The sequence below is a fragment of the Stenotrophomonas sp. YJH_SMC_58 genome (genome assembly GCF_059369635.1).
Genome location: NZ_JCAFSW010000001.1, coordinates 197,362 through 223,920 on the forward strand (window position 1 = coordinate 197,362; position 26,559 = coordinate 223,920).

Sequence of the window (26,559 nt, forward strand, 5' to 3'; positions counted from 1 at the left end):
GCTCAGCCGAGGCGACGCGCCTCGCTCACGCCCGGCAGCGCGTCCAGCTTGCCCAGCAGGTTCGACAACTGGTCGTAGTCGCTGACCTTCAGCCTCAGGCGCAGATGGGCACGGCCACTGTTGCGCACGTTGTCACTGTGGATGTCGAGCACGTAGGCGTCTTCCTGGGCGATCAGGTTGGTGACGTCCTTCAGCAGCCAGCGGCGGTCGACCGCATTGACCACCACGTCCACCTCGTAGCCGCCCCCGGCCTGGCCCCATTCCACCGGCAGGATGCGCTGCGGGCTGGTGGCCGCCAGCCGGGCCAGCGCGGCACAGTCTGCCCGGTGCACGGTGACACCACGGCTACGGGTGAGGTAGCCGACGATCGGTTCGCCGGCCACAGGCTGGCAGCAGCGCGCCAGCTGCACCAGCAGATTGCCCACGCCCTGCACCGTGAACTTGGACTTGCCCAGGTTCTCGCGGCGGGCGGTCGGGCGCGGAAGCGCCGGCGCAGGGGCCGGCTGGCTGGCCGCGCGCTCTGCCTCCAGCAGCGTACGGCTGACCTGGTTCGGGCCGGTGTCGCCCAGCGCCACCTGGATGTAGAGGTCGTCAACGCTGTCGGCATGGAACTTCTTCGCCGCCACCGCCAGATCCGAATGCTGCAGCCCCAGACGCTTCAGCTCGCGCTCGAGCAGTTCGCGCCCGGCCTGCACGTTGCGCGCGCGGTCCAGCTTGTGGAACCAGCTGCGCACCTTTTCGCGCGAGCGGTTGCTGGCCAGGAAGCCCAGCGCGGGCATCAGCCAGTCGCGGCGGGGGTCGGCCTCCTTGCCGGTGAGGATCTCGACACGGTCGCCGCTGCGCAGGCGATAGGTCAGCGGCACGATGCGGCCATTGACCTTGGCGCCACGGCAGCGGTGGCCCACCATCGTATGTACCTGGTAGGCGAAATCGAGCGGCGTGGCCCCCTGGGGCAGGTCCAGCACCTCGTCCTTCGGGCTGAGCGCATAGACCCGGTCCTCGGTCAGCTCGGCGTCGAGTGCCCCGGCCAGTTCATTGCCCTGCCCGTCCTGCGCCTGCTCCAGCAGCTGGCGCATCCAGGTGATCTTGCGATCGAACGACTTTTCCGCGCCCTTGCCGCCTTCCTTGTACTTCCAGTGCGCGGCCACGCCCAGCTCGGCCTGGGAATGCATCTCGTGGGTGCGGATCTGCACTTCGATCGTGCGCCCTTCCGGGCCGACCACGGCGGTGTGCAGCGAACGGTAGTCGTTGGCCTTCGGGCGTGCGATGTAATCGTCGAACTCGCTCGGCACCGGGGCCCACAGCGCATGCACCACACCCAGCGCGGCGTAGCAGGCGGCGACGTCGTCGACCATCACCCGCACCGCGCGGATGTCGTACAGCTGGTCGAACGCCAGCCGCTTCTTCTGCATCTTCCGCCAGATGCTGTAGATGTGCTTGGGGCGGCCACTCACTTCGGCATGGATGCCCTGTGCGGCCAGCTCGCGCGACAGCTGCTTCTTCACGTTCTGCACGTAGCGCTCGCGCGCCACGCGGGTTTCGTCCACCTCGCGCGCGATGCGGCGGTAGGTTTCCGGCTCCAGGTGGCGGAACGCCAGGTCCTCCAGCTCCCACTTCAGCTGCCAGATGCCCAACCGGTTGGCCAGCGGCGCATGGATGTCACGGGTCAGCTGCGCCAGCGCCCGGCGCTGCTCGTCGTCCAGCTTGTCGGCAGCGCGCATTCTCGCCAGCTGCCGGGCCAGCAGGATCGGCACCACGCGCAGGTCGCGGATGATCGCCAGCAGCAGGCGGCGCAGGCCCTCGCTGTTGCGCCCGGCCTCGCGGCCAGCATGCAGCGCCCAGACCGGATCGGCGGCGTCCTGGCCGTCGAGCAGGCCGATCACCGCCGCCTTGTGGTTGCCCAGCGGCAGCTGGTCCAGGCTGGCGCGCAGGCCGGGCAGGTCGAACAACAGCGCGGCAACCACCGCGCCTTCGTCGGCCGAGAGCATCGACAGTGCATCGAGGGTATCGCCCAGCACCGACCAGCTGGCGCGCATCTGGTGGTCGCACTCCGGTGCTTCCCAGTGTTCGCGCAGGGCCTGGCGCAGCGGAGCGGGCAGCACCGCGGCGGAGGGACGGTTCAACAAGGCATCCAGGCCGGGGACAGAAGCGCGGTTCACAGCATCGAGCAGGCAAGACAGAGGTTCCTACACTAGCGCCGGCGCCGTTCAGGGACAATCACCGCAGCCACCATCACCCGGCATGAAGACATGCCGCTACACTCGCCGGCAAACCCAGGAGAGTTCCGCCATGCCCTCGATCGCCCCACGTTTCCGTCCACGGCTGCTGGCCTGCGCCGCACTGCTGCTGTCCCTGTCGGCGCCTGCGCTGGCCCAGCGCGTGGTGGACGGTGACCTGCAGCAGCAGATGTCGCCGACCGAATTCAAGGCGGCCGGCCTGGACAAGCTGAGCGCGCAGGAACTGGCCACGCTCAACCGCTGGCTGCAGGGCAAGGTTGAAGCGGCGACGACCCAGGCTGTGGCAGCGGTACGCGAAGAAGCCCGCGAACAGGGCCGCCAGGAAGTGATCGTGAAGAACCGCGGGTTCTTCGATTTCGGCAGCAGCGAGCCGATCACCGGCGTGCTGCAGGGCGAGTTCCGTGGCTTCGGCAAGGGCCGCGTCTACGTGCTGGACAACGGCCAGGAATGGGAGCAGACCGACAGCACCAGCGTGGTCGGCGTGCGCAAGCAATCGCCCAAGGTCAGCATCAAGCCCGGCGTGATGGGCGTGTGGTACATGAAGGTGGAAGGCGTGAACAGCCAGCCCAAGGTGCGCCGCTCCAAGTAGTGGATCCACGCCACGCGTGGATGACATTCCACCGTACCCCGCCGGTCATCGTCCGGCGGGGTCGGGTCGGGGGTTACGAGGCCTGGCGCAGTGCCGTCACCCGCTGCGCCAGCTTCTTCGCCGAAATGCCGGTACGTGCCCCCAGCTCCTGCGCGAACAGTGACACCCGCAGCTCTTCCAGGTCCCAGCGCAGCGCCTGCCATTGCGGGCGATCGCGCAGGCCCTGCTGCTCTGCCGTTTCCAGCGCTTCCAGGAACGGATGCAGTTCCAGCATGCGTGCCTGGTCACGTGGCGGATCACGCTTGGCGCGTTCGCTGCGCAGGATCATCGCCTTCAGGTAGCGCGGATACTGCGCCAGCGCGTCGGCCGGCGTGTCGCGCAGGAAGCCGGGGTGGATCAGCCCGGACAGCTGCGCTTCCATGTCGTCCAGGTTGCCGCGCGCCCAACCCATCAACGGTGCTTCCAGCATCGGCTTCAGTTCCGCCACCAGCGCCAGGATGGTTTCGGCCAGTTTCAGCCGCGACATGGCCTCGCCGAACAGGGCCTTGGCCGCATGCTCACGGCGCTGTTCGAAGGCCGCCGCATCGCGGATGTCTTCCAGGCCCTCCGCCAACACCGCGTTCATCGCCGCATCCACCAGGTCTCCGCGCAGGCGCTCCTGCGACTCGATCGCCGCATACAACAGGCCGGTCTTGGCGCCCACCGGCAGCTGCTTGCGCGCCTGCTTGACCTTCTCGGCCAGGGCGAACTCCAGCAGCCGGCGCACGCCCAGCGGGTGAGCCTCCTGTGCCTGCTGCCGATCGGCGAAGATGCGCAGCGCCACGCTGTCACCCTCGTCCAGCAATGCCGGATAGGCCGGAACGCCGGCTTCACCGGGCACCTGCAGCGGCATCGGCGTGGCCGGGAACGTGCGCAGGCCATCGGCCGCCATCTCGCGGCCAGCGCGTGCAGCGAACGCATCGCCGGCACGACCGCCGAATTTCGCGCGCAGTGCGTCCAGATCACGCGAAGTGGCCAGCACCTTGCCCTGCTCGTCGCGCAGCCGCAGGTTCATGTGCAGGTGCGGCTCGATCGAACCGGGCTCGAAATCGAGCGCGGTCACGGTGGCACCGGTTGCACGTGACAGGAAACGTGCCAGTTCGCCGGTGATGGCATCGGCGCTGGGCTGCGGGAACGCCTCGTAGAACGCGCGGCCGAAGTCCGGCGCCGGCACGTAGTTGCGGCGCGTTGCCTTGGGCAGGCTGCGGATCAGTGCCGAGGCCTTGTCGGCGACGAAGCCCGGCGCCAGCCAGCCCAGCTGCACCGGGTCCAGTGCATTGAGCAGGTGCAGCGGCACGTCCAGGGTCACGCCGTCATCGTCGGCACCCGGCTCGAAGCGGTAGTGCAGCGGCAACCGCGCCTGGCCCAGCGCCAGGTATTTCGGGTAGCGCTCCTGCTCACTGCCCTCTCCGGGCAGCAAGTCTGCGAGCGACCAGTGCAGGGTCTTGCGCTGTTCCGGCACCAGCCCCTTCCACCAGGCATCCAGGCCCGCCGCCGAATGGATCTGCGGCGGCACCCGGTCCAGGTACCAGCGCGCCTGCCAGTCCTCGTCGGCGACGATGCCGGCGCGGCGCAGCTTGGCTTCCTCCTCGCGGGCGACCTCCAGCACTTTCTGGTTGTCGGCCACGAAACTGGCGCGGGTGTTGATCTCGCCGGTCACCAGTGCCTGGCGCACGAAGATGTCATGTGCCTCGCCCGGCTCGATGCGGCCGTAATGCACCGGCTTCTTCGGCGCCAGCACCAGGCCGAACAGGCTGATCTGCTCGGAGGCCAGCACCTGTCCCTGCGCGCGCGACCAGTGCGGATCGAAGTGCTTGCGCAGCAGCAGGTGCGGCAGCTCGGCAATCACCCAGTCCGGTTCGATCGCGGCCAGGGTCATGCCCCACACCTTCTGCGTATCCAGCAGGTTGGCCACCAGCAGCCACGGCGGCGGCCGCTTGGACAGCGCCGACCCCGGGAACGGCAGGAACCGGCGCTGGCGTGGTGCCTGGAAATCGCCCTTCTCGGTGCGGTGGCCGATCTGCGTCGGCAGGCCCGCCACCAGCGCCCGGTGCAGGGTCTGGTAGGCGGCGGCGCGCACGCGTTCGCTGAAACCGCCGCCAACCGGCGCCTGTTCCTTCTGCGCGCGCACGGCCACCGGCGCCGGTGCGGCCTCCGCCTTGCCTTCGCGGGCCAGGCGCGCGGCGCGGTGCAGCTGGCCCCGGGTGGCTTTCACCGCCGCCGCGTCGTCACGCGCCGGTGCCGGCGCACTGCTGCCGGCCAGCAACGGCGCCATCGACGCCTCGCTGGCCTCCTCCTTCCAGCCCAGTTCCTCGCACAGCAGCCGCAGCTGGCGATGCAGCTCGCGCCACTCGCGCATGCGCAGGAAGCCGAGGAAATGACGTCCGCACCAGTCGCGCAGCTTGGACTGGGTCAGGTCTTCATGGGCCTGCCGGTAGGCATCCCACAGGCGCAGCACGCCAACGAACTCGGAGCGGCCATCGGCGAACTGCGCGTGCGCGCTGTCGGCCGCACCACGCGCTTCGGGTGGGCGTTCGCGCGGGTCCTGGATGCCCAGGAACGAGGCGATCACCAGCATCGGCCGCAGGCAGCCTGCAGCCTGCGCGGCCACCAGCATGCGCGCAAGCTTCACGTCCACCGGCAGGCGTGCCATCTGCTTGCCGATGGTGGTCATGCGCCGCTCGGCATCGATCGCGCCCAGTTCGGTCAGTTGCTGCCAGCCATCGGCCACCGCACGCTCGTCCGGCGCTTCCAGGAACGGGAAATCCTCGATGCGGCCCAGGCCCAGCTGCAGCATGCGCAGGATCACCCCGGCCAGGCTGGAGCGGCGGATCTCTGGATCGGTGAATTCGGGCCGCGCCTGGAAATCGGCTTCGGCGTACAGGCGGTAACAGATACCTTCGGCGATACGTCCGCAGCGACCTTTGCGCTGGTTGGCGCTGGCCTGCGAGATCGGCTCGATGTGCAGGCGGTCCAGCTTGTTGCGCGGGCTGTAGCGCTTGACGCGGGCGAAACCCGGATCGACCACGTAACGGATGCGCGGCACCGTCAGCGAGGTTTCGGCCACGTTGGTGGCCAGCACGATACGCCGGTTCGGCCCGGGGTTGAACACGCGGTCCTGGTCTTGGTTGGACAGCCGCGCGTACAACGGCAGCACCTCGGTATTGCGGTACTTGCGCCGTTCCAGCGACTGGTGCGCATCGCGGATCTCGCGCTCGCCCGGCAGGAAGATCAGCACGTCGCCGCGCGCATCCAGGCGGGTGATCTCGTCGATGGCCGACACGATGGCGTCGTTGACGGTGCGTTCGCCCTGGTCTTCGCCCTCGCCTTCCAGCGCGCGGTAGCGCACTTCCACCGGATAGGTACGGCCTTCGACGCTGATCACCGGCGCATTGTCGAAATGCTGGGCGAAGCGTTCGGTGTCGATGGTGGCCGAGGTGACGATCAGCTTCAGGTCCGGGCGCTTGCGCAGCAGCTGCTTCAGGTAGCCCAGCAGGAAATCGATGTTGAGGCTGCGTTCGTGCGCCTCGTCGACGATGATCGTGTCGTAGTTCGACAGCCAGCGGTCACTGGCGATCTCCGCCAGCAGGATGCCGTCGGTCATGAACTTGATGCGGCTGTCTTCGCTGACCTTGTCATTGAAGCGCACCTGGTAGCCGACCAGCTGGCCCAGTTCACTCTGCAGTTCCTGTGCGACACGGCTGGCCACCGCACGTGCGGCAATCCGTCGCGGCTGGGTGCAGCCGATCATGCCGGCCTGGCCACGGCCGGCGGCCAGGCACAGTTTCGGCAGTTGGGTGGTCTTGCCCGAGCCGGTTTCACCGGCGATCACCACCACCTGGTGTTCGCGGATCAGCCCGATGATGGCGTCGGCTTCACGCGCAATCGGCAGCTGCGGGTCCAGAGTAATGGACGGCTGCTGTTGCGCCCGCACCTGCCGGCGCTGCACCGACGCCTGCAAGGCCTGCTCGAAGGTGGCGGCCAGTGCCGCATCCTGTGGCTTGGCCTGGCAACGCGAGAGCATCCCCAGCAAACGGCCCCGGTCGCGGCTCATGGCGCCGTCGATGGCGGCACGCTGTTGGCGCAGGCGGGGCGATGGATTTTTATCGATAGAGTTCATCAATCGGTTCGTTCAAAACTTTGAAAGCGACCAGTCATCACGACCGGTTTATTGTGAAGGCCAACGATTCCACAAGGAGGAACCCCATGGCGAAGACCAAGAGCACGACCAAGGCCAAAACCGGCAAGCAGAAGCTTGCTGCGGCGGCACCGTCGGCACCGAACATCGATATCGGGATCACCCAGGGCGACCGCAAGAAGATCGCCGACGGTCTGTCGCGCTTCCAGGCCGATGCGTTCACGCTCTACCTGAAGACGCACAACTTCCACTGGAACGTGACCGGGTCGATGTTCAACTCGCTGCACACCATGTTCGAGACGCAGTACACCGAGCAGTGGGCGGCACTGGACGACGTGGCCGAGCGCATCCGCGCGCTGGGCTTCAATGCCCCGGGCTCCTACCGGGAATTCGCTGCGCTGACCTCGATCGCCGAGGAACCGGGCCTGACCGACAGTGCGGACTGGCGTGAAATGGTACGCCAGTTGGTGGTCGCCAACGAAGCAGTCTGCCGTACGGCACGTGAAGTGCTGGAGGTGGCGGCCAAGGGGGACGACGCCCCGACCGAGGATCTGATGACCCAGCGGCTGCAGACACACGAGAAGTACGCCTGGATGCTGCGTTCCCTGCTCCAGTAAGGGTTGGGGGGCTCGGCAGGGCTGCGCCCTGCACCCGCCGGGGCAACGGCAACGTCAAAAGCTGGCTATCTGTGGGCTGGCGGGGTGGGTCCGGTGGCAGGGGACGCCGTAAACCCGTCCTTGGGGGCTTGGCCGCGGCATCCATGCCGCGGACACCCCTGCCACCGGCCCCACCCCGCCTTCGACAGATTTTCGCGATCTGCTGGAACAGCGTCCGCTCTGGTAGGTGTCGACCTTGGTCGACACGGATGAATTCATTCGATATCTGACAGAGGTGTCGACCAAGGTCGACACCCACCAACGGCCGCGGGAAACTGTCGAAGGTGGGGCGGTATCGGATTGCGGGGTGTCAGCCGCATGGATGCGGCTGCCAAGCCTACACGGACGTACTTGCGGCGTCCCCGCACTCCGACACCGCCCCACCAAACCACGAATCCCCCCCAGAGCCGGCTGTTGCCTTTGACGTTGCTCTGGCTTGTAGCAGGTGCAGGGCGCAGCCCTGCCGACTCCCCCGCCGGGGTAAACTAGCCGGATGGCTTCCCGTCCCGCGCACGACCTGCTCCAACGCGTCTTTGGTTACGACGATTTCCGTGGTCCGCAGCAGGACATCGTGGAGCATGTGGCTGCCGGTCATGATGCCCTGGTGCTGATGCCCACCGGCGGTGGCAAGTCGCTGTGCTACCAGGTCCCGGCCCTGCTGCGTGACGGATGTGGCATCGTCATCTCGCCGCTGATCGCGCTGATGCAGGACCAGGTCGAAGCCCTGCGCCAGCTCGGCGTGCGTGCCGAGTACCTGAATTCAACCCTGGATGCCGAGACCGCCGGCCGCGTCGAGCGCGAACTGCTCGCGGGTGAGCTGGACATGCTCTATGTCGCTCCCGAGCGGCTGCTGACCGGCCGCTTCCTGTCGCTGTTGTCGCGCAGCCAGATCGCCCTGTTCGCCATCGACGAAGCCCACTGCGTGTCGCAGTGGGGCCACGACTTCCGCCCGGAATACCGCCAGCTGACCGTACTGCACGAGCGCTGGCCGCAGATCCCGCGGATCGCGCTCACCGCCACCGCCGACCCGCCGACCCAGCGCGAGATCGCCGAGCGCCTCGACCTGCAGGAAGCACGCCACTTCGTCAGCTCCTTCGACCGCCCCAACATCCGCTACACCGTGGTGCAGAAGGACAACGCGCGCAAGCAGCTGACCGATTTCCTGCGCGGCCACCGTGGCGAGGCCGGCATCGTCTACTGCATGTCGCGGCGCAAGGTCGAGGAGACCGCTGAATTCCTCTGCGGCCAGGGCTTCAACGCCCTGGCCTACCACGCCGGCCTGCCGCCGGAAGTGCGCGCGAACAACCAGCGCCGCTTCCTGCGCGAGGACGGCATCGTCATGTGCGCCACCATTGCCTTCGGCATGGGCATCGACAAGCCGGACGTGCGCTTCGTGGCGCATACCGACCTGCCCAAGTCGATGGAAGGCTACTACCAGGAAACCGGCCGCGCTGGTCGTGATGGCGAAGCTGCCGAGGCCTGGCTGTGCTACGGCCTGGGCGACGTGGTACTGCTCAAGCAGATGATCGAACAATCCGAGGCCGGCGAAGAACGCAAGCAGCTGGAGCGGGGCAAGCTCGATCACCTGCTGGGCTACTGCGAATCCATGCAGTGCCGCCGCCAGGTGCTGCTGGCCGGTTTCGGCGAGACCTATCCCCAGCCGTGCGGCAACTGCGACAACTGCCTGACGCCGCCGGCCTCGTGGGACGCGACCATTCCGGCGCAGAAGGCACTGAGCTGTGTCTACCGCACCGGCCAGCGCTTCGGCGTCGGCCACCTGATCGACGTCCTGCGTGGCAGCGAGAACGAGAAGGTGAAGCAGCAGGGCCACGACAAGCTCAGCACCTACGCCATCGGCCGCGATCTGGATGCGCGCACCTGGCGCAGCGTGTTCCGCCAGCTGGTCGCCACCAGCCTGCTGGAAGTGGACAGCGAGGGCCACGGTGGCCTGCGCCTGACCGATGCCAGCCGTGACGTACTGACCGGCCGCCGCCAGATCAGCATGCGCCGCGACCCGGCCAGCAGCACCAGCGGACGCGAGCGCAGTGCGCAGCGCACCGGCTTGTCGGTACTGCCGCAGGACCTGGCACTGTTCAACGCCCTGCGCGGGCTGCGTGCCGAACTGGCGCGCGAACAGAACGTGCCGGCCTTCGTGATCTTCCACGACAGCACCCTGCGCAACATCGCCGAGCAGCGCCCGACCAGCCTGGATGAACTGGCCCGGGTCGGCGGCATCGGCGGCACCAAGCTGAGCCGCTACGGCCCGCGACTGGTCGAGATCGTGCGCGAAGAAGGGTAACGCCGGGCTCCCTGTAGCGCCGAGCCCACGCTCGGCTGCCGTGGCCGCAGAAGCAGCCGAGCGCGGGTTCGGCTCTACATTGGTGCAGGTCCATCCTTGAACCGGCCATTCAGCCGGAAGTGCATCCACGGCCGCTTGCGGCTAGATTAGCGCCATGTCCCTCGCCTCGACCCTGCTTCGTGTCGTGCTCATGCTCAGCCTGCTGCTCAACGGGCTGAACGCGGCCATGGCCAGCGGTCACGAGGAAATGGGCCGGATGGCCCACGCGGCAGCCGCCCTTGAAGGCGGCAATGCCGACTGCCACCACCACGCCGCCATGCAGGCCGATCAGGCCCCGCAGGCCAAGGCCCCCGCCCACGACGCCCACTGCCAGATCAAGGACTGCGTGCGCAGCTGCGCCCAGCACCCGCTGCTGGTGGTGCAGGCGTTGCCGTTCATGGCCGGCCCGGCGTTGTCGCTGGCACCACAGCCGATGCCGGCCACCGGCCGCCCGTCGCCGCCGCTGCCGCCGATCTCACGCCCTCCCATCGGCTGATTCCCCACGCACTGTGCGCCCTGCGCACCGGAGCCGGCGGCCTGCCGGCGTCTTTCCGTGTCTGGAGTCTCCACCATGAATACCCGCAATCCCCCCGGTCCGGGCGCTGTGCCCATGCCGTCGCGCCGCCTGTTCGTGCAGGGCCTGGCCGCCGGTGGCGTGGTCGCCGGCATCGCCGCTGTCGGCGTGCCGCAGCGCGCGCTCGCCGCCGCCACTGCCGCCCCACGGTTGGCCGGTGCCCCTGCCGTGCTCAGCGATACCCGCATCGAACTGGCCATCGGCGAATCGCTGGCCAATTTCACCGGCCGCACCCGCCCGGCGATCACCGTCAACGGCTCGTTGCCGGCCCCGATCCTGCGCTGGCGCGAAGGCCAGACCGTGGACCTGTTCGTGCGCAACACGCTGGAACGCCACCCGACCTCCATCCACTGGCACGGCATCCTGCTGCCGGCCAACATGGACGGCGTGCCGGGCCTGAGCTTCAACGGCATCGGCCCCGGCGAAACCTACCACTACCACTTCCAGCTGAAGCAGTCGGGCACCTACTGGTACCACAGCCACTCGATGTTCCAGGAACAGGCCGGCCTGTACGGCGCGCTGATCATCGACCCGGCCGAACCGGCGCCGTACCACCACGACCGCGAGCACGTGATCATGCTGTCGGACTGGACCGACATGGATCCGGGCGCGCTGTTCCGGCGCATGAAGAAGCTGGCCGAGCACGACAACTACTACAAGCGCACCCTGCCCGACTTCCTGCGCGACGCGAAACGCGACGGTTGGTCCGCGGCGCTGTCCGACCGTGGCATGTGGGGCCGGATGCGGATGACGCCCACCGATATCTCCGATATCAACGCGCATACCTACACCTACCTGATGAACGGCACCGCCCCGGCCGGCAACTGGACCGGCCTGTTCCGCAGTGGCGAAAAGGTGCTGCTGCGCTTCATCAACGGCGGGTCGATGACCTACTTCGACGTGCGCATCCCCGGTTTGAAGATGACCGTGGTGGCCGCTGACGGCCAGTACATCCACCCGGTCAGCATCGACGAATTCCGCATCGCTCCCGCCGAAACCTACGACGTGCTGGTCGAACCCACCGGCCAGGATGCGTTCACCATTTTCTGCCAGGACATGGGTCGCACCGGCTACGCCGCCGGCACGCTGGCGGTACGCCACGGGCTGCAGGCACCGATTCCCGCGCGCGACCCACGCCCGTTGCTGACGATGAGCGACATGGGGCACGACATGAGCAGTGGTGGCCATGGTGGCCACGACATGGCCGCGATGAAGGGCACGGAAGGTAGCTGCGGCGCCAGCATGGGCCACGGTGCGCACGGCGGCGGTGCCGCCAGCAAGGTACCGAAGCATCCGGCCAGCGAGCGCAACAACCCGCTGGTGGACATGCAGAGTTCGGCCACCGAGCCGAAGCTGGACGACCCTGGCATCGGCCTGCGCGGCAACGGCCGCCAGGTGCTGACCTACGGCGCGATGCGCAGCCTGTTCGAAGACCCGGATGGCCGCGAGCCGAGCCGCGAGATCGAGCTGCACCTGACCGGCCACATGGAGAAGTTCTCCTGGTCGTTCGATGGCGTCCCGTTCGCCAGCGCCGAGCCGCTGCGGCTGAACTACGGCGAGCGCATGCGCATCGTGCTGGTCAACGACACCATGATGCAGCACCCGATCCACCTGCACGGCGTGTGGAGCGATCTGGAAAACGCGCAAGGTGAGTTCCAGGTCCGCAAGCACACCATCGACATGCCGCCGGGCACCCGCCGCAGCTATCGCGTGCGCGCCGATGCACTCGGCCGCTGGGCCTACCACTGCCATCTGCTGTACCACATGGAAGCGGGCATGATGCGCGAAGTGAGGATCGAAGAATGAGCCGCTCACTGCTTTCCCCCACCCTGCTGGCCCTGGGCCTCGCCGCCGCGTTGCCGGTGTTCGCGCAGTCGCACGCCGGCCATGACATGGGCGCGATGAACGCGCCTGCGAAGAGCGCGAAGACCCCGGCCGAACCGGTCGATCATTCAAAGATGGATCATTCGGAGATGGACATGGGTACGGCGGATCACGCCGGCATGGACCACTCCACGATGGACCACTCGAAGATGGACCATGGCGCGATGCAGCCGGCGACGATGGACCATTCCAAGATGGATCACTCCAGCATGGATCACGCGGCGATGGGCCACGGCACGCCTGCACCCACCGAACCGCGCGAACCGATCCCGGTCCCGACCGATGCCGACCGCGCCGCCGCCTTCCCGCAGATCGCGCATGGCGCGATGGAGCACGCGCCGGAGATCAACAGCCTGCTGCTGATCGACCGGCTTGAGCATTGGGATGGCAAGAGCAGCAACGGCCAGGCATGGGAAGCCACCGGCTGGATCGGCGGCAACATCAACCGCCTGTGGCTGCGCACCGATGGCGAACGCAGCCGCGGCCGCACCGAATCGTCGTCACTGGAAGCACTGTATGGTCGCAGCGTGTCGCCGTGGTGGGACGTGCTGGTCGGCGTGCGCCAGGACTTCCGCCCGTCCGACTCGCGCACATGGGCGGCCATCGGCATCCAGGGTCTTGCGCCGTACAAGTTCGAAAGCTCGGCCACGCTGTACATGGGCTCCGGCGGCCAGGTGCTGGCCAAGGCCGAGGTCGAGTACGACGTGCTGCTGACCAACCGATTGATCCTGCAGCCGCTACTGGAAGCTACCGTTGCGGCCAAGGACGAGCAGGAGTACGGCATCGGCCGTGGCCTGAACAAGGTAGAGGCCGGCCTGCGCCTGCGCTACGAGTTCAGCCGTCGCTTCGCGCCCTACATCGGCATCAGTCACGAACGCAGTTTTGGCGACACCGCCGACTATGCCGGTGACCACGCGCGCGACACGCGCTGGGTGGCCGGCGTGCGCATGTGGTTCTGAGCAGCAGATCGTGAGCAATGGCCAGCCCCGGCAGCCGCCGGGGCCGGCTACACTTCGCCACGTTCCAATGCAGGCACCGCCATGTCGTTGCAGATCCGCCGCGCCACCCTTGCCGATGTCGACGCGCTGTCGGCGATCGCCATCGCCACGTACAACGAAACCTGGGGCGATTCCTATCCGCCGCAGGAGCTGCACGATTTCCTGCAGGCGCACTACAGCAGCGAACCGCAGCGCATCGAACTGTCCGACCCACGCAGTGCCATCTGGCTGTTGCTGGACGATGACGCCGTGGTCGGCTACCTGGCCGCCGGTGCCAACACCTTGCCGCACACGGATGCATGCGAGGGTGACATCGAACTGAAGCGGTTCTACATCCTGGCCGGACACCAGAACGGCGGACATGGTGCACGCATGATGGACGCGTTCATGGCGTGGCTGGACCAGCCGCAGCGCCGCACCCTGTGGGTGGGCGTGTGGGAAGAGAATTTCGGCGCGCAGCGCTTCTACGCGCGCTATGGCTGCAGCAAGGTTGGCGAGTACGACTTCATCGTCGGTGACACGCGCGACCGCGAGTTCATCCTGCGGCGGCCGTGACCATGCGCGCCCTGTAGAGTCGAGCCATGCTCGACTATTGGCAGCAACAGCCAGTCGGGCATGGCTCGACTCTACACGTTAGAAATCGAACAACTCCGACAGGAAGCTGTCCTTCTTCTTTTTCCTGTAGCCGTGTCCGCGGTTGTCCTCGTAGCGCTGGCCGAGGTGGCGAGTGTCACGATGCATCACCGGCGGCGGCGCGGGCGCCGGCTGAGCCTGCACGGGCGCAGGCGGCGACACGGCCGCACCGGAACCCGCGCGCTCGATGATCTTGTCCAGCTCGCCACGATCCAGCCACACACCGCGGCAACTCGGGCAGTAATCAATCTCGATGCCATGGCGTTCGGCCATCTGCAGCGTCTGGGTCTTGCACACGGGGCACAGCATCGGCATTGCTCCTGTCGGTCTGGTTTCGACTGTACCTGCACCGCGATGACTGTGCGGCAACGCGTGACCGATGGCACAGGGACTTCCGGCGCGTGTCCACATGCATACCGCGTGGCACGCTGCGTCCTTGTTCCGCAGGGAATGCGTACATGACCGTGTTGTCCCGCCTGCCCACCACCGCACGCCTGTTGCTGGTGCTGCTGGGTGTCGGCCTTGGCCTGAACCTGCGCGATATCGCCACGGCCATCGGCACACCGATTCCCGCACTGCCCATCCCCTATGGCGGCAGCCTGTTGGACAACGCGCTGGCGGTACTGGTGGCACTGCTGCTGGCCGCGTTGCTGCGGCCCCGTGGCATGAGCCTGCTGGCCAGCCTCGGGCTGCGCACAAACGGCTGGAGCGGTCCAATGTGGGTGTTGCTGGCCAGCCTGCCCTGCTGGCTCGGCCTGGCGCTGCTCGGCACGCCGAACACCGCGCTGACCGCCTTGGATGCCACCATGCTGGCGGTGCTGTTCCCGCTGGCCGAGGAAGTGCTCTTCCGCGGCCTGGGCTTCGTGCTGCTGGTGAAGATCGTGCGCGGCCCCTGGCCATGGCTTGCACTGCCGCAGGCGCTGTTGTTCGGCATGGTGCACTGGTTCGGCTTCGGCGGGTTCGACGGTGGTGGCATCGCGCTGTTCGTCGGCGCGGTGATCGGCCTGGGCGGCTTCATCTTCGCCTGGCTCGACCACCTTGACGGCAACACGCTCTGGTGCGGCCTGGTCCTGCATGTTTCGATGAACCTGGCCTGGAATGTGTTCAGCCTCGATGACGCCCTCGCATTGGGCTGGCAGGCCACCAGCCTGCGCATCGGCACCGCCCTGCTCGCGGTCGCGGTGCTGGCCTGGCACGTGCGGCTCCGGCGCCAGAGAAGCCTGTAACGCCCGCTTAGCTTGCCGTGCACGTCGGGATCACTACCGGCTTGCGCATACTTGCGCGCCTTTTCACCGTTGCTGTCCGGAGTTGTCGCGTCATGTTGCTGTCCAAGCGCCACGTTGAACCCCGCGTCCTGCTCATCGAGGACGCCGAGGAAACCCGCGAACTGAGCCGGCTGGCGCTGGAAAGCCAGGCCTGCCACGTAGTGGGCGTGAGCTCTGCCGAAGCGGCGCTGGGCCTGCTGGCCGCCGGTGAGCGTTTCGACCTGCTGTTCACCGACGTGAATCTGGGCGCGATCAGTGGCATTGAAGCCGCCAACCGGGTCCGCGGCCTGTATCCCCAGCTGCCGATCCTGGTGACGTCGGGCATGGACCAGCACCAGGTGCTGCCGCAGCTGCGCGACGGCATCCATTTCCTGCCCAAGCCGTACAACATGAGCGAGCTGCTCGACGCCATCCGGCTGTGCTTCCGGCACGCCGATGTGGGCGTGTTGACCGGGCCGGATGCACAGGCGGCCTGAGGCATTCATCAACCGCTGCTGTACGGTCCGGTACCCGGGAACACCTTCAGCAGTGCGCGGGTGATCATGTCCGGGTAGACGGTGAAGTGATCCTCGTCATCGATCACCATGTTCTCCACCTTCAACGATCGCCCGCTGCTGCGCAGCTGCTGGGCGAATTCGGCGTTGTGGCGCAGCATGTCGTTGCGGGTGAAGTAGCGCGGTTCGGGCTTGACCGTTTCAAAGCTGCCCACCGACAGCACCACCGTGGTGGGCTGCGCCGGCGCCTTGGCTTCGGCCTGCATGCGCGGCACCCGATGGTCGTCGAACCACAACGATGGGCTGGACAGGATGTAGGTGCGGAACATGTCCGGGCGCGTGGTCAGCACATAGGCGCCGAACAGGCCACCATAGGAATGACCCGCATAGGCACGCCGCGCCGGATCGGTGCGGTAGCGCGCATCGATCATCGGCAGTACCTGCCCAGCGAGGAAATCGCGGTAGTGCGCCGCGCCGCCGTAGCTGACATCATCGCTGTAATCACGCGGATCGGTACGCGCCGGGTCGCTGGGCGTGTAATCGCGCGAGCGGCTCTGCTTGGAGGTCAGGCCTTCCTGCGGCGGCAGCCCGACCAGGATGAAATCCTCGATGTTGACGCCCTTCTGCCCGACCATGTTGCGCACGCTGCGCACCAGCGGGAAGCTGTACAGCGCATCGGTCACGTACAGCACCGGGTAGTGCTTTTCCGGACGCGCCGCATAGTCGGCCGGCAGCGCCACCCAGACCGGATAATCGCGGCCGACAGGGTCGTGCACGCGCAGCGCTTCGGTGTCTGGCAGCACCACACCCGGCGTGGCAGTCGGCGCACTGTCCTTCGCTTCACTCTGCACTGCGGGCGGCGCGACCGACATCGCACAGCCACTCACGGCCAGGCAGGCCGCCACACTCCATCCACGCACACGCTGCATCCACACGCTCCCGTTGCGGGCGGCGCACCCGATGGCGCCGCTGCCGCATCGTTGCATGGTGTGCAGCCGGGTACCAGTGCGGTCAGGGCGAGGCCGGCGGCGGCGCCGGGAACAGCGTGCGCAGCGCCTGCAATGCGGCCGGGTGATAGATCGTGGCGTGGGTTTCCTCCGGCAGCGGCAGGTACTTCACCAGCGCAGATGGCGATGATTGCTCCAGCAGCGTTGCCAGCTGTGCGGCAGAGGCTGCCAGCTCCGGCTGCCCACTGCTGGCCAGGAACACGCGCGGCCGTGTGCGCGTCACCGCCGGCAGCTGTCTGGCCGCCCCGGCCAGCATTGCACCACGGTTCCACCACAGGCTGGGGTCCAGCGCGATATAGCTGTTGAACAGCGTCGGCTCCTGCAGCAGCGTCTCGACCACGAACAGGCCGGCCAGCGACTCGCCGATCAGCGCGCGCTCGTCGGTGATCGGGTAGCGCTTGCGTACCTGCGGCATCAGTTCATCGCGCAGGAACGCGCGGTAGGCCGCCGAGCCACCGATGCGCGGCGCGATCTTCTGGTCCTGCGGGTCCTTGCTGGGGCCGGTCATGTCGCGGCGGCGCTCGGTGTTCTCGATGCCAATCAGCAGGAACGGACGCATGCTGCCGTTGCCGCTGAGCACCTGCACCAGCCCGGCCACATGCAGGAAGTCCTCGCCGATGCCGCCGTCGGGCATGTAGAGCACCGGTAGCGGTGCCTTCGGGTCCAGCCCCCACGGCTGCGGGCGGTAGACGTTGATACGACGGGTCTCGCCCAGCGCCTTCGACTCGACGGTGAAGGTCTCGCCGATGACCAGCGGCGTGGCGGCGGCGGGCGACGCGGATTCGGCGGCCATCAGCGGCGCGGCGGAGACGACGGACAACAACAGCGACAGCACGATCAGACGCATGGGACGGCCCATCCTGGGAAAGATGCCGAGCATAGACCGCCGGAGGCACTGTCGTTCGCGGCACTTTGCCGATCTGCCGGAACTGGAGCACCATGGAGCCGGTGATGGTCATGCAACGGGCACCTTGGCTCACGGACTGGTCGCCGCCACGCTCATATCCACAAGGAGGTTCCCATGTTGAGTGTATTGATCGCCACCACCCTTGCCGCCGCCTCACCGCAGTCCAGCAGCACTCCGCCAGCATCCGCAGCGTATGCGGACTGCCTGCTCGCCCACCTCCAACCGGGATTGTCCGACCACGCGATCCCGCTGCTGCAGCAGGCCTGCGTCGCGAAGTATCCGGAGAGCTACGTCGCATATTCAGAACTGGAACGCCGGATCAGCGCGCAGCGCCGGGCTGACTTTGACGCGGCTCAAGCGGAAGCCGTGCGTTCCGCGAATGCGGCAGCGACGGCCGCACAGCAAGCTGCCGACGCGGCGGCCGCAAAAGCCAAGGGAATGCGGGCGAAGTAGAGGCCACGGACCAGGGCAACAAAAAAGGCACCGCATTACGGTGCCTTTCTGAATGACCTGGGTCATTGGATGCAATGGTGGGCCGTGAAGGATTCGAACCTTCGACCAAAAGATTAAAAGTCTTCTGCTCTACCGACTGAGCTAACGGCCCATTGCACTGCCCCAGCCTTTCGGCGGGGTGGGCATTCTACCCTACTTTGCCGGGCCGGGTGAAACCCTGGTGCGTCGAGGTTGCCGGCCAGCGGCCGGCACTACCCGATCTGGTGAGCCCGCTTAAACCTTCTGGGCCTCACGCGCATCCCAGCTGTGATTCCTGCCCGGAGCCACGGATGCGCCTGCCCTTCTGCCTCATTGCCGCCCTGTTGCTGCCCTGTACGGCACTGTCCGCCCCATCCCAGGTCGCCACCGACGACATCGGCCGCTTCTGGGCCACCTATGACGCGGTGCGCGCCGAGCCGGACGTTGAACGCCAGGTCGCACTGGTGCAGGAGCGCTACATCGATCCAGGCAGCCCTGGCCTGCATGCGCTGATGCAGGTCCGCAACTACACCGCCCGCGAATACGCCGAGGCCATGCGTGCGTGGCCGCGCTTCTGGACGTCGGTACGCCCATTGACCACCAACGCGCAGCAGGCCAGCGCCACACTGGAACGGGACCTGGCCGCCTTCCGCACGCTCTACTCCGCCCTGCGCCCGGCCACCATCACCTATGCCGTGGGCGTGCTTCGCACCGGTGGCACCACGCTGGGTGACAAGGTACTGATCGGTGCGGAGATGGCGCTGGGCGATGAGCGCGTGGACGTGAGCGAGCTGCCGGAGCCGATGCGCAGCCGCCTGCGGATCTTCTACGACAGCCGTCCGGGGGCGAACAACGCGCAGAACAACCTGCACGAGTATGTGCATACCCAGCAGCGCGAAACTACCGGCAGCCTGGCGCAGTACGCGGTGCGCGAAGGCGTGGCGGAGTATGTGGCCGAACGGCTGAGCGGGCGTCGGCCAGCGTTGCCGCTGTACAGCTACGGGCCCGCGCACGAAGCGGAAATCCGCGCGCGTTTCGTCGCTGAAATGGACGGCGGGGATCTGGACAACTGGCTGTACAACAGCGCCGGTAATCCGTTCGGGGTAAGTGATGTGGGGTACTACGCCGGCTACCGCATCGCGCAGGAGTACATGCGCCAGCAAGCCGACGAGAAAGCCGGTGTCGCGCGGATGATCGAGCTGAACTATGCCGATCCGAAGGCGGTGCGGGCGTTTATTGAAGCGTCGGGGTGGCTGCGGCAGCGGTAGCGCCGGGCCATGCCTGGCGGGTCAGGGAGTGCGATCCAATGGTTCGCGCCCACACCCGAGTCAGACCTCCCCGGCGGGTCAGGGAGTGCGAACGAAGGTTCGCACCCACCGAGGAGCAGTTCGCCCCCACCATCTGGGAATTCACACCCATCAGGGAAGCCGGCCAGCGGCCGGCACTACCAGCGGCGATCAGGCGTACAGCGTCGGGTCGGGCACGCCGGCTTCGGCGAAGCCCTGCGCGCGCAGGCGGCAGGCATCACAGTGGCCGCAGGCGGCGCCGTTGGCGTCGGCGTTGTAGCAGGACACGGTCAGGCCGAAGTCCACGCCCAGGCGCACGCCTTCGCTGACGATCTGGCCCTTGCTGAGGAACTGCAGTGGGGCATGCACCCTGATGCCCGCACCTTCCACGCCCGACTTGGTGGCCAGGTTGGCCAGCGCCTGGAACGCGGCCACGAACTCGGGGCGGCAGTCCGGATAGCCGGAATAATCCACGGCGTTGACGCCGCAGAAGATGTCGTTGGCGCCGAGCACTTCGGCCCAGCCGAGGGCCAGCGACAGCATGATGGTGTTGCGCGCCGGTACGTAGGTGACCGGAATGCCGGCACCGCCGGCCTCGGGCACGTCGATGTCATCGGTGAGCGCCGAGCCACCGATGCTGCGCAGGTCCACGTCCACGGTCTTGTGCGCGACCACGCCCTGGGCCTTGGCCACGCGGGCGGCGGCATCCAGTTCGGAGGTATGGCGCTGGCCATAGCGCACGCTCAGGGCATGCACGGCAAAGCCCTGTTCCTGGGCCATGGCGATGACGGCGGCTGAATCCATGCCGCCGGAGAGAAGCACGACTGCCTTCTTCATGGGTAAAACATCCGGTTGGGAGGGGAAAGCCAGCACGCTGTCCCGCGCCGGAGCTACATCAGGGAACGCCGCGCGGGCTCATCGGCCCGGCTCGTCGTTCCACAGGATTTTATGCAACTGCATCTGGAAGCGCACCGGCAGGCGGTCTTCGACGATCCAGTCGGCCAGCTGCCGCGCGGTGACCTCGCCCTTGCTGGGCGAGAAGAACACGGTGCAGCGCTTCACCAGCTCGTGCTCGGCGACCAGGGCCTTGGCCCAGTCGTAGTCCTCGCGGCTGCAGATGACGAACTTGATCTGGTCGCGTGCGGTCAGCAGCGGCAGGTTTTCCCAGCGGTTGCGCGCCACTTCGGCCGAACCGGGGGTCTTGATGTCGACCACACGCGATACGCGCGAATCGACCGCGCTGACGTCCAGCGCGCCGGAGGTTTCCAGCGAGACGTCCATGCCGGCGTCGCACAGCTTCTGCAGCAGCACCAGGCAGCGTTTCTGCGCCAGCGGCTCGCCGCCGGTCACGCAGACGTGGCGCACGCCCTGGGCCAGCACCTCGGCCACGATGTCGTCGATGTCCCACCAGGTGCCGCCATGGAAGGCATAGGCCGTATCGCAGTACTGGCAGCGCAGCGGGCAGCCGGTCAGGCGCACGAACACGGTCGGCCAGCCGGCGGTATCGGCTTCGCCCTGCAGCGAGGTGAAGATCTCGGTGATCTTCAGGCGCGGCAGCGGCGACTGCACGATGTCGCTGGGGGTGGCGACGGCGTTGGACGGAGTAGCGGCGGTCATGGCAAACAATTCTTCATGGGACGGGCGACCGATTTATCGGCGCCGGAAACGAAAGCAGCCGAGCATGGGCTCGGCTCTACAGGAGGCTGCCGGAAATCAGCCCGGCGCCAGGGTACGCATTGTACGCCCGGTCAGCGGATCAACGGATCTGCTTGCCGAGGCGGATGGACTGCAGCCGATCCTGGGCGGTGCGCGCGGCGTCCGAGCCCGGGTACTGCGCCACGACGCTCTCCAGCGTCTGCTGGGCCTGGTCGACCTTGCCCTCGCCATACTGCGAGAGGCCAACCTTGAGCAGGCCGCCAGCGGCCTTGTCGTGGGTCGGATAGCGCGCGAGCAGTTCACGGAACTGGGTCTCGGCCATCGGGAAATTGCGGGTGGCGTAGTAGCTCTCGCCCAGCCAGTACAGCGCGTTCGGCGCGTAGACGCCGTTCGGGTACAGCTGCAGGAAGCTCAGGAACAGCTGCGCCGAATCATCGTACTTGCCGGCCTTCAGCGAATCGAAGGCGACGTTGTAGGAGGTGCGCTCGTCGCCGGTGGCGGCAAGGCTGCCGGCATCACCATGGACGGAAGGCGGCCGCTCGGAAGTGGCCGCCGCTGCGGGTTTTGCCGGGGCCGGTGCGGCCTTCGGCGCGCTCGCCGGAACGGGCGGCAGGGCCGGGGCCGCATTGCCCCCTTCCAACCGGTTCAGGCGGCTGTCCAGATCCAGATACTGGTCCTGGGCGGACTGCTTGAGCTGGGCGTTGTCGTGCTGCAACTGCTCGATCGAGGCCTGCAGGCTGGTGACCTGCTGCCGCAGCTGGTTGATCTGGTTCAACAGGTCCTGGTTGGCACTGTTGTTGTACATCTGCTGCTCGAGCGCGCCGACACGGTCAGCCAGGCTCTGTCGCTGTGCATGCGCCGGTGCGGCAGCCACGAGGGCTGCCGCAACGACCAGCATCAGTTTGATGCCAATGCGCATGGATTACTGCGCGGTGTAGACGATTTCGACGCGACGGTTCTGCGACCAGCAGGACTCGTTCGACTCGGTGCAGACCGGACGCTCTTCACCGTAGGAAACGACGGTCAGCTGCGAAGCCGAGCCACCGTTGGCCTGCAGGGCCGAGTTGACGCCGTTGCCACGACGCTCACCCAGGGCCTGGTTGTACGCGCGCGAACCGCGCTCGTCGGTGTGACCCTGCAAGGTGATGCGCGAGGACGGACGGTCACGCAGGTACTTGGCGTGGCACGCCATGATGGCCTGGAATTCCGGCTTCACGTCTTCCTTGTCCAGGTCGAAGTAGACAACGCGCTGGCGCAGGCAAGCGTCGGTATCCAGGTCGCCCGGGCCGTACAGGCCCGAGGTCGACGGACCGGTCGGGGTGGTGGTCGAGGTGCCGGTGTCGACCGGGGCTGCCGGCTCTTCCTTCACCTTCTTCGAGCAACCGGCCAGGACGGCCACAGACAGCAGGGAAACAAGCAGAACGCGGGTGGACTTGTTCATGGCGATACCTTTGTGGCTCCTAGGCCGATGAGGGGTTCAAGACAACGAAAATATTAACACTCTTTTAGCGCTGGGTACGGTATGGGGACCATGCCGGCTCGCGCACATCACCATCGGCCAGGACCAGGCGCTGGCGAACCCGCGCATCGGCCGAGACGGCATACAACACACCACGGCCACCTTCGCGGGCGGCGTACAACACCATGCTCGCGTTGGGCGCAAAGCTCGGCGATTCATCCAGCGAGCCCGGGGACAGCGTGCTCCAGCGAGGCGAACCCAGCGAGCTGTCCATCACCGCGATCTTGTAGCTGTTGCCCGAGCCCTGGGCGACGGCGATCTTCTTGCCGTCGTAGGACACCGAGGGCTTGGCATTGTAGTTGCCCTGGAAGGTCACGCGCTCGGCGCTGCCGCCGCCCGCGCCGACCTTGTAGACCTGCGGACGGCCGCCGCGGTCGGAGGTGAAGTACACCGCGCTGCCGTCCGGCGCCCAGGTCGGCTCGGTATCGATGGCGAAGTGGTTGGTCAGCTGGGTCAGCTGCTTGCTGCCCAGGTCCATCACGTAGATTTCCGGGTTGCCCGAACGCGACAGGGTCAGGGCCAGCTTGCGGCCGTCCGGCGAGAACGCCGGGGCGCTGTTGATGCCGCGGAAGCTGGTGACGAGCTCACGCGCGCCGGTACCGATGTTCTGGATGTAGATGGCCGAATTGCCACGCTCGAAGCTGACGTAGGCCAGCTTGCTGCCATCCGGGCTCCACGACGGCGACAGCAGCGGCTCGGCCGAACGCACGATGGTCTGCGGATTGAAGCCATCGGAGTCAGCCACCATCAGCGCGTAGCGCATGGCGTCGCCCTTGCCGCTGGCGGTCACGTAGGCGATGCGGGTCCAGAAGGCGCCGCGCACGCCGGTGATCTTTTCGTAGATGGCGTCGGCCATCTGGTGGGCAACATCGCGCATGGCGTTGCCACGGGCGGTCATCGCCAGGCCCAGCAGGCGCTCGCCCTTGGGTACGTCGAACAGTTCGTACTCGACGCGGTAGGCGCCGGCACCGGCGTCGAGCACGCGGCCGACCACGATGTAGTTCTGCTTCAGCGCGCGCCAGGTGGCGAACTGGATGTCGCCGCCGCGCACCGGCTTCTCGACGATCTGCGCTTCGGGCAGCGTACGGAACTGGCCCGAGCGCTCCAGGTCGGCACGGACCACGCCGGCGACGTCGGTCTGCGGTGCAGCCGACGACCCCTGGTAAGGCATCGGCACGATGGTGATCGGCAGCGCGGAAGCATTGCCGCCGATGATGTCGATATCCAGCCCCTTCTGCTGCGCGACGGCAGCAAAGGGCAGCAACAGGGCCGCAAACACGGCAAGCCAGCGAGGCATCTTTTTCATGGAGCGCTCAATAGGGGGAAACCGGAACGAGGGATAACAAAGCGGCAGTGAACCGCTTCGCAATCATGAACCAAGGGTACGTGAATTCCGGGTCAGTTCCAGCCCGTCCTCTCACGCACCGTTAACGTCGTGGCTAACATCGCGCCCGTCTCCCCGTCACGCCGCCCTGCGGGGCGGTGTCCGACAGCAGCCCACAGCCTGCCCGGTCGAGACCTGGCCTGCCAGAGGCAAGCGCGACATCCGTGGACGCGGGCAGCGGAGAGCCACCCTGCCCTGCCCGCATCAGCGATCCTGGGCGGTGAAGGTGAAGTTGAGCGTGCGTGCGAACACCGACTCGAAGCCGCGGTACGGCAGCGGCTGCGCGTTGAGTACCGCGGCCTCGATCGAACGCTTGCCGGCCTCGTCGTACGGGCAGTTCGGGCTGACCTTGGCCTGCATCACCGTGCCACCCGGAATCTGGGTGATGGTGATCTGGCAGCGCTGGCCCAGCGGCACCGTATCCGGGCGCACCCACTGCGACAGCACCTTGGCCTGGATGGCGGCTGCGTACTTGGCCGAAAGGTCGTCGCTGTTGCCACCGCCACCGGCGGCCGGCTGCGAGGCACCACTGGAACCGGCAGCGGCACTGCCGGCGGCATTGCGCGCGGCGGCCACCTGGCGCAGCTTCTGCTCGGCCAGCTTGGCTTCCTTCTCGGCCTGCTCGCGGCGGGCACGGATCTCGGCGATCTTCTTCTGCTTTTCGGCCTCGGCCTTGTCAGCGGCCACGCGCTCCTGCTCGGCCTGCTTCTTCTTCTCGTCCGCTTCCTGCTGCTTGGCCAGGCGCAGCTTCTGCTCGGCTTCTTCCTGGCGCTTGCGTTCGGTCAGGTCGATCTGTTCCTGGCGGCGCTTGGCTTCCTGTTCCTGCTTGGCCTTCTCCTGGGAGATGGCCAGCGCACTCACCGCTTCCTGGTCCTTGGTATCCGGCTGCGCGACACGCTCCTGCGCCTGTTGCTGCTGCGGCGTGGGGGCGTCCTGTGGGCGCGGTTCCGGGATCGGCTGCGGCGGCGGAATGGTGTCTTCCGGCACCGGGATGGGCTCGGCCACCGGCGGCGGCAGGTCTTCCAGCTTTTCCGACTGGCGCAGGGCCTGGCGCGCAGCGGAGGCCTCCGACGCAGACAGCGCCAGGCTGGCCTCGACCGACGGATCGCCGGCGGCGGCGTCGGTGTTGCGCTCGGGCGACCAGAACCAGGCCACGATGAAGACCAGCGCGACCAGCAGGTGTACCAGCAACGCCAATGCCAGGGGCAGGCCCCAGCCGGGTTCGCGCTGATGCGGGGGTGGCAGGACGTCAGCGTGCATCGGTGGCCAGGCCTACCTTGTCTACCTTGGCGCGCTTGATCACATCCATCGCAGCGATGACCTTTTCATAGGCCACGGCACGGTCGGCGGCGACGATCACGCGCACGCCCTTGTCCTGGGCGGCGATGCCGGCCAGGCGGCCTTCCAGTTCCTCGGCCGACACGGCGGTCGGTTCCTTGGCATCGGGCAGCTTCAGGCTGAGCTGGCCGTCCTGGCGCACCGAGACGATCACCGGGTCCTGCTTGCTCTCCAGCGCCTTGGCGTTGGACTGCGGCAGGTCGACGTCGAAGCTCAGGGTGAGCAGCGGCGCGGTGACCATGAAGATGATCAGCAGCACCAGCATGACGTCGATGTAGGGAACGACGTTGATTTCCGATTTCAGCTTGCGGCGCTTGCGGCGACCGATGGCAGCGGACATGGCTTGGACTCCCGGGTCAGGCGCTTACTCGTCGCCAGCGCTCTGGCGCTGCAGGATGGAGCTGAACTCTTCGGCAAAGGTCTCGAACCGCACCGACATGCGCTCAACGCGCGTTGTGAAGCGGTTGTAGGCCCACACCGCCGGGATCGCCACGAACAGGCCGATGGCGGTAGCGAACAGGGCTTCGGAAATGCCCGGCGCGACGGCGGCGATACCGGCCTGCGCCCCACTGCTGATCATGTCGTGCATGGTCACCATGATGCCGAACACGGTGCCGACCAGGCCCACGTACGGCGCGGTCGAACCGATGTTGGCCAGCAGTTCCAGGTTGCGCTCGAGCTGGTCCACTTCGCGGGTATAGGTGGTGCGCATCGCGCGCTGCGCGCCTTCCAGCTGTGCGCGGCCATCCAGGCGGCGCTTGTCACGCAGGCGGGTATATTCGCGGAACCCTGCTTCGAAGATGGCTTCCAGGCCGGTCACGCTGCGGCTGCGGTCGGTGGCCGCGCTGTACAGCTTGCCCAGGTCCGCGCCGGACCAGAAGCGGTTCTCGAACTCGTCGGCTTCGCGGGTGGCCTGCTTGAACACGCGGGCCTTGCGGAAAATGATCACCCAGCTGACGAACGAGCCGACCAGCAGCAACAGCACGATGATCTTCACCGGCAGGCTGGCCTTGGCCATCAGTTCGAGGTAGTTGATGCCGCCGCCGGTGGTGGCCTGGGCAAGGGTCTGTGTCGCGGCGTTGCTGACGTCGGCCGGCAGTGCCTCGGTGACCGTGGCCTGCAGGGCCAGGAGCGTTGCGATCATCC

General features: G+C 67.2%; 24 protein-coding genes and 1 tRNA gene. 11 read left to right on the forward strand and 14 right to left on the reverse strand.

Going from position 1 to position 26,559, the window contains the following annotated elements:
- Window positions 1-2: 2 nt before the first annotated feature.
- Complete coding sequence (locus AC5P68_RS00855; RefSeq protein WP_495216745.1) at window positions 3-2,159, reverse strand: bifunctional (p)ppGpp synthetase/guanosine-3',5'-bis(diphosphate) 3'-pyrophosphohydrolase; 2,157 nt, start codon at window positions 2,157-2,159, stop codon at window positions 3-5.
- Window positions 2,160-2,289: 130 nt separating this feature from the next.
- On the opposite strand from AC5P68_RS00855, the gene AC5P68_RS00860 reads away from it, so the two are divergent.
- The gene (locus tag AC5P68_RS00860; RefSeq protein ID WP_005410728.1) at window positions 2,290-2,826 is read left to right on the forward strand and encodes a hypothetical protein; all 537 of its coding nucleotides are present in this window, start codon (window positions 2,290-2,292) and stop codon (window positions 2,824-2,826) included.
- Window positions 2,827-2,899: 73 nt separating this feature from the next.
- Here AC5P68_RS00860 and hrpA read toward each other — a convergent pair whose 3' ends face one another.
- A complete protein-coding gene (gene hrpA / locus AC5P68_RS00865) occupies window positions 2,900-6,985 on the reverse strand; it encodes an ATP-dependent RNA helicase HrpA (RefSeq protein WP_164209071.1) in 4,086 nt (1,361 codons plus the stop codon).
- Between the two features lie 86 nt (window positions 6,986-7,071).
- On the opposite strand from hrpA, the gene AC5P68_RS00870 reads away from it, so the two are divergent.
- From AC5P68_RS00870 to AC5P68_RS00895, 6 genes are all read left to right on the forward strand, one after another.
- Entirely contained in the window at window positions 7,072-7,620 is a 549-nt protein-coding gene (locus tag AC5P68_RS00870) for a Dps family protein (RefSeq protein WP_005410730.1), read from the forward strand.
- A gap of 532 nt (window positions 7,621-8,152) precedes the next feature.
- The gene (recQ, locus tag AC5P68_RS00875) at window positions 8,153-9,958 is read left to right on the forward strand and encodes a DNA helicase RecQ (RefSeq protein ID WP_033832969.1); all 1,806 of its coding nucleotides are present in this window, start codon (window positions 8,153-8,155) and stop codon (window positions 9,956-9,958) included.
- A 154-nt stretch (window positions 9,959-10,112) separates the two neighbouring features.
- Window positions 10,113-10,493, forward strand: coding sequence for a CopL family metal-binding regulatory protein (locus AC5P68_RS00880; RefSeq protein ID WP_049396260.1), 381 nt, complete (start codon window positions 10,113-10,115; stop codon window positions 10,491-10,493).
- A 75-nt stretch (window positions 10,494-10,568) separates the two neighbouring features.
- The gene (locus tag AC5P68_RS00885; protein ID WP_033832971.1) at window positions 10,569-12,377 is read left to right on the forward strand and encodes a copper resistance system multicopper oxidase; all 1,809 of its coding nucleotides are present in this window, start codon (window positions 10,569-10,571) and stop codon (window positions 12,375-12,377) included.
- Window positions 12,374-13,414 carry a copper resistance protein B gene (locus AC5P68_RS00890; RefSeq protein WP_049432718.1) on the forward strand — a complete coding sequence of 347 codons (1,041 nt, stop codon included), beginning with the start codon at window positions 12,374-12,376 and terminating at the stop codon, window positions 13,412-13,414. Before AC5P68_RS00885 ends, AC5P68_RS00890 begins: the two co-directional genes overlap by 4 nt.
- 81 nt (window positions 13,415-13,495) lie before the next feature.
- A complete protein-coding gene (locus AC5P68_RS00895) occupies window positions 13,496-14,008 on the forward strand; it encodes a GNAT family N-acetyltransferase (RefSeq protein WP_184014032.1) in 513 nt (170 codons plus the stop codon).
- 78 nt (window positions 14,009-14,086) lie between these two features.
- On the opposite strand, the gene AC5P68_RS00900 is transcribed toward AC5P68_RS00895, so the two are convergent.
- The gene (locus AC5P68_RS00900) at window positions 14,087-14,395 is read right to left on the reverse strand and encodes a TFIIB-type zinc ribbon-containing protein (RefSeq protein ID WP_024958169.1); all 309 of its coding nucleotides are present in this window, start codon (window positions 14,393-14,395) and stop codon (window positions 14,087-14,089) included.
- A 149-nt stretch (window positions 14,396-14,544) separates the two neighbouring features.
- Here AC5P68_RS00900 and AC5P68_RS00905 point away from each other — a divergent pair, with 149 nt between their 5' ends.
- Complete coding sequence (locus AC5P68_RS00905; RefSeq protein WP_111172790.1) at window positions 14,545-15,312, forward strand: CPBP family glutamic-type intramembrane protease; 768 nt, start codon at window positions 14,545-14,547, stop codon at window positions 15,310-15,312.
- Window positions 15,313-15,404: 92 nt separating this feature from the next.
- On the forward strand, window positions 15,405-15,827 hold the full coding sequence (locus AC5P68_RS00910; protein WP_005414268.1) for a response regulator: 423 nt from the start codon (window positions 15,405-15,407) through the stop codon (window positions 15,825-15,827).
- An 8-nt stretch (window positions 15,828-15,835) separates the two neighbouring features.
- On the opposite strand, the gene AC5P68_RS00915 is transcribed toward AC5P68_RS00910, so the two are convergent.
- Entirely contained in the window at window positions 15,836-16,774 is a 939-nt protein-coding gene (locus AC5P68_RS00915; protein ID WP_288417951.1) for an alpha/beta hydrolase, read from the reverse strand.
- Window positions 16,775-16,856: 82 nt separating this feature from the next.
- Window positions 16,857-17,699 carry an alpha/beta hydrolase gene (locus AC5P68_RS00920; RefSeq protein WP_033832976.1) on the reverse strand — a complete coding sequence of 281 codons (843 nt, stop codon included), beginning with the start codon at window positions 17,697-17,699 and terminating at the stop codon, window positions 16,857-16,859.
- A gap of 174 nt (window positions 17,700-17,873) precedes the next feature.
- Between AC5P68_RS00920 and AC5P68_RS00925 the strand changes: the two genes are divergently transcribed.
- Window positions 17,874-18,212: a hypothetical protein gene (locus AC5P68_RS00925; protein ID WP_005410743.1), complete on the forward strand. Its 339-nt coding sequence runs from the start codon at window positions 17,874-17,876 to the stop codon at window positions 18,210-18,212.
- Between the two features lie 75 nt (window positions 18,213-18,287).
- Here AC5P68_RS00925 and AC5P68_RS00930 read toward each other — a convergent pair.
- Window positions 18,288-18,363 (reverse strand) — tRNA-Lys (locus tag AC5P68_RS00930).
- A 178-nt stretch (window positions 18,364-18,541) separates the two neighbouring features.
- Here AC5P68_RS00930 and AC5P68_RS00935 point away from each other — a divergent pair.
- Window positions 18,542-19,498, forward strand: coding sequence for a DUF2268 domain-containing putative Zn-dependent protease (locus tag AC5P68_RS00935; protein WP_111172794.1), 957 nt, complete (start codon window positions 18,542-18,544; stop codon window positions 19,496-19,498).
- Between the two features lie 189 nt (window positions 19,499-19,687).
- Here AC5P68_RS00935 and queC read toward each other — a convergent pair whose 3' ends face one another.
- From queC to tolQ, 8 genes are all read right to left on the reverse strand, one after another.
- Window positions 19,688-20,353, reverse strand: coding sequence for a 7-cyano-7-deazaguanine synthase QueC (queC, locus tag AC5P68_RS00940; protein ID WP_049404669.1), 666 nt, complete (start codon window positions 20,351-20,353; stop codon window positions 19,688-19,690).
- A gap of 78 nt (window positions 20,354-20,431) precedes the next feature.
- A complete protein-coding gene (gene queE / locus AC5P68_RS00945) occupies window positions 20,432-21,133 on the reverse strand; it encodes a 7-carboxy-7-deazaguanine synthase QueE (RefSeq protein WP_231522010.1) in 702 nt (233 codons plus the stop codon).
- A 139-nt stretch (window positions 21,134-21,272) separates the two neighbouring features.
- Window positions 21,273-22,091: a tol-pal system protein YbgF gene (gene ybgF, locus AC5P68_RS00950; protein ID WP_005414274.1), complete on the reverse strand. Its 819-nt coding sequence runs from the start codon at window positions 22,089-22,091 to the stop codon at window positions 21,273-21,275.
- A gap of 3 nt (window positions 22,092-22,094) precedes the next feature.
- A complete protein-coding gene (gene pal, locus AC5P68_RS00955) occupies window positions 22,095-22,613 on the reverse strand; it encodes a peptidoglycan-associated lipoprotein Pal (protein WP_005410748.1) in 519 nt (172 codons plus the stop codon).
- Between the two features lie 64 nt (window positions 22,614-22,677).
- Window positions 22,678-23,997 carry a Tol-Pal system beta propeller repeat protein TolB gene (gene tolB, locus AC5P68_RS00960; protein WP_005410749.1) on the reverse strand — a complete coding sequence of 440 codons (1,320 nt, stop codon included), beginning with the start codon at window positions 23,995-23,997 and terminating at the stop codon, window positions 22,678-22,680.
- A gap of 282 nt (window positions 23,998-24,279) precedes the next feature.
- Entirely contained in the window at window positions 24,280-25,335 is a 1,056-nt protein-coding gene (gene tolA / locus AC5P68_RS00965) for a cell envelope integrity protein TolA (protein ID WP_049404665.1), read from the reverse strand.
- On the reverse strand, window positions 25,325-25,753 hold the full coding sequence (gene tolR / locus AC5P68_RS00970; protein WP_005410751.1) for a protein TolR: 429 nt from the start codon (window positions 25,751-25,753) through the stop codon (window positions 25,325-25,327). Before tolR ends, tolA begins: the two co-directional genes overlap by 11 nt.
- Before the next feature lie 24 nt (window positions 25,754-25,777).
- Entirely contained in the window at window positions 25,778-26,557 is a 780-nt protein-coding gene (gene tolQ, locus AC5P68_RS00975; RefSeq protein ID WP_005410752.1) for a protein TolQ, read from the reverse strand.
- Window positions 26,558-26,559: the final 2 nt, after the last annotated feature.

Coding starts and splice junctions, on each gene's coding strand:
- AC5P68_RS00860 (WP_005410728.1), top strand. CDS start 2,290: ATGCCCTCGATCGCCCCACGTTTCCGTCCACGGCTGCTGGCCTGCGCC.
- hrpA (WP_164209071.1), bottom strand. CDS start 6,985: ATGAACTCTATCGATAAAAATCCATCGCCCCGCCTGCGCCAACAGCGT.
- AC5P68_RS00870 (WP_005410730.1), top strand. CDS start 7,072: ATGGCGAAGACCAAGAGCACGACCAAGGCCAAAACCGGCAAGCAGAAG.
- recQ (WP_033832969.1), top strand. CDS start 8,153: ATGGCTTCCCGTCCCGCGCACGACCTGCTCCAACGCGTCTTTGGTTAC.
- AC5P68_RS00880 (WP_049396260.1), top strand. CDS start 10,113: ATGTCCCTCGCCTCGACCCTGCTTCGTGTCGTGCTCATGCTCAGCCTG.
- AC5P68_RS00885 (WP_033832971.1), top strand. CDS start 10,569: ATGAATACCCGCAATCCCCCCGGTCCGGGCGCTGTGCCCATGCCGTCG.
- AC5P68_RS00890 (WP_049432718.1), top strand. CDS start 12,374: ATGAGCCGCTCACTGCTTTCCCCCACCCTGCTGGCCCTGGGCCTCGCC.
- AC5P68_RS00895 (WP_184014032.1), top strand. CDS start 13,496: ATGTCGTTGCAGATCCGCCGCGCCACCCTTGCCGATGTCGACGCGCTG.
- AC5P68_RS00900 (WP_024958169.1), bottom strand. CDS start 14,395: ATGCTGTGCCCCGTGTGCAAGACCCAGACGCTGCAGATGGCCGAACGC.
- AC5P68_RS00905 (WP_111172790.1), top strand. CDS start 14,545: ATGACCGTGTTGTCCCGCCTGCCCACCACCGCACGCCTGTTGCTGGTG.
- AC5P68_RS00910 (WP_005414268.1), top strand. CDS start 15,405: ATGTTGCTGTCCAAGCGCCACGTTGAACCCCGCGTCCTGCTCATCGAG.
- AC5P68_RS00915 (WP_288417951.1), bottom strand. CDS start 16,774: ATGCAGCGTGTGCGTGGATGGAGTGTGGCGGCCTGCCTGGCCGTGAGT.
- AC5P68_RS00920 (WP_033832976.1), bottom strand. CDS start 17,699: ATGCGTCTGATCGTGCTGTCGCTGTTGTTGTCCGTCGTCTCCGCCGCG.
- AC5P68_RS00925 (WP_005410743.1), top strand. CDS start 17,874: ATGTTGAGTGTATTGATCGCCACCACCCTTGCCGCCGCCTCACCGCAG.
- AC5P68_RS00935 (WP_111172794.1), top strand. CDS start 18,542: ATGCGCCTGCCCTTCTGCCTCATTGCCGCCCTGTTGCTGCCCTGTACG.
- queC (WP_049404669.1), bottom strand. CDS start 20,353: ATGAAGAAGGCAGTCGTGCTTCTCTCCGGCGGCATGGATTCAGCCGCC.
- queE (WP_231522010.1), bottom strand. CDS start 21,133: ATGACCGCCGCTACTCCGTCCAACGCCGTCGCCACCCCCAGCGACATC.
- ybgF (WP_005414274.1), bottom strand. CDS start 22,091: ATGCGCATTGGCATCAAACTGATGCTGGTCGTTGCGGCAGCCCTCGTG.
- pal (WP_005410748.1), bottom strand. CDS start 22,613: ATGAACAAGTCCACCCGCGTTCTGCTTGTTTCCCTGCTGTCTGTGGCC.
- tolB (WP_005410749.1), bottom strand. CDS start 23,997: ATGAAAAAGATGCCTCGCTGGCTTGCCGTGTTTGCGGCCCTGTTGCTG.
- tolA (WP_049404665.1), bottom strand. CDS start 25,335: ATGCACGCTGACGTCCTGCCACCCCCGCATCAGCGCGAACCCGGCTGG.
- tolR (WP_005410751.1), bottom strand. CDS start 25,753: ATGTCCGCTGCCATCGGTCGCCGCAAGCGCCGCAAGCTGAAATCGGAA.
- tolQ (WP_005410752.1), bottom strand. CDS start 26,557: ATGATCGCAACGCTCCTGGCCCTGCAGGCCACGGTCACCGAGGCACTG.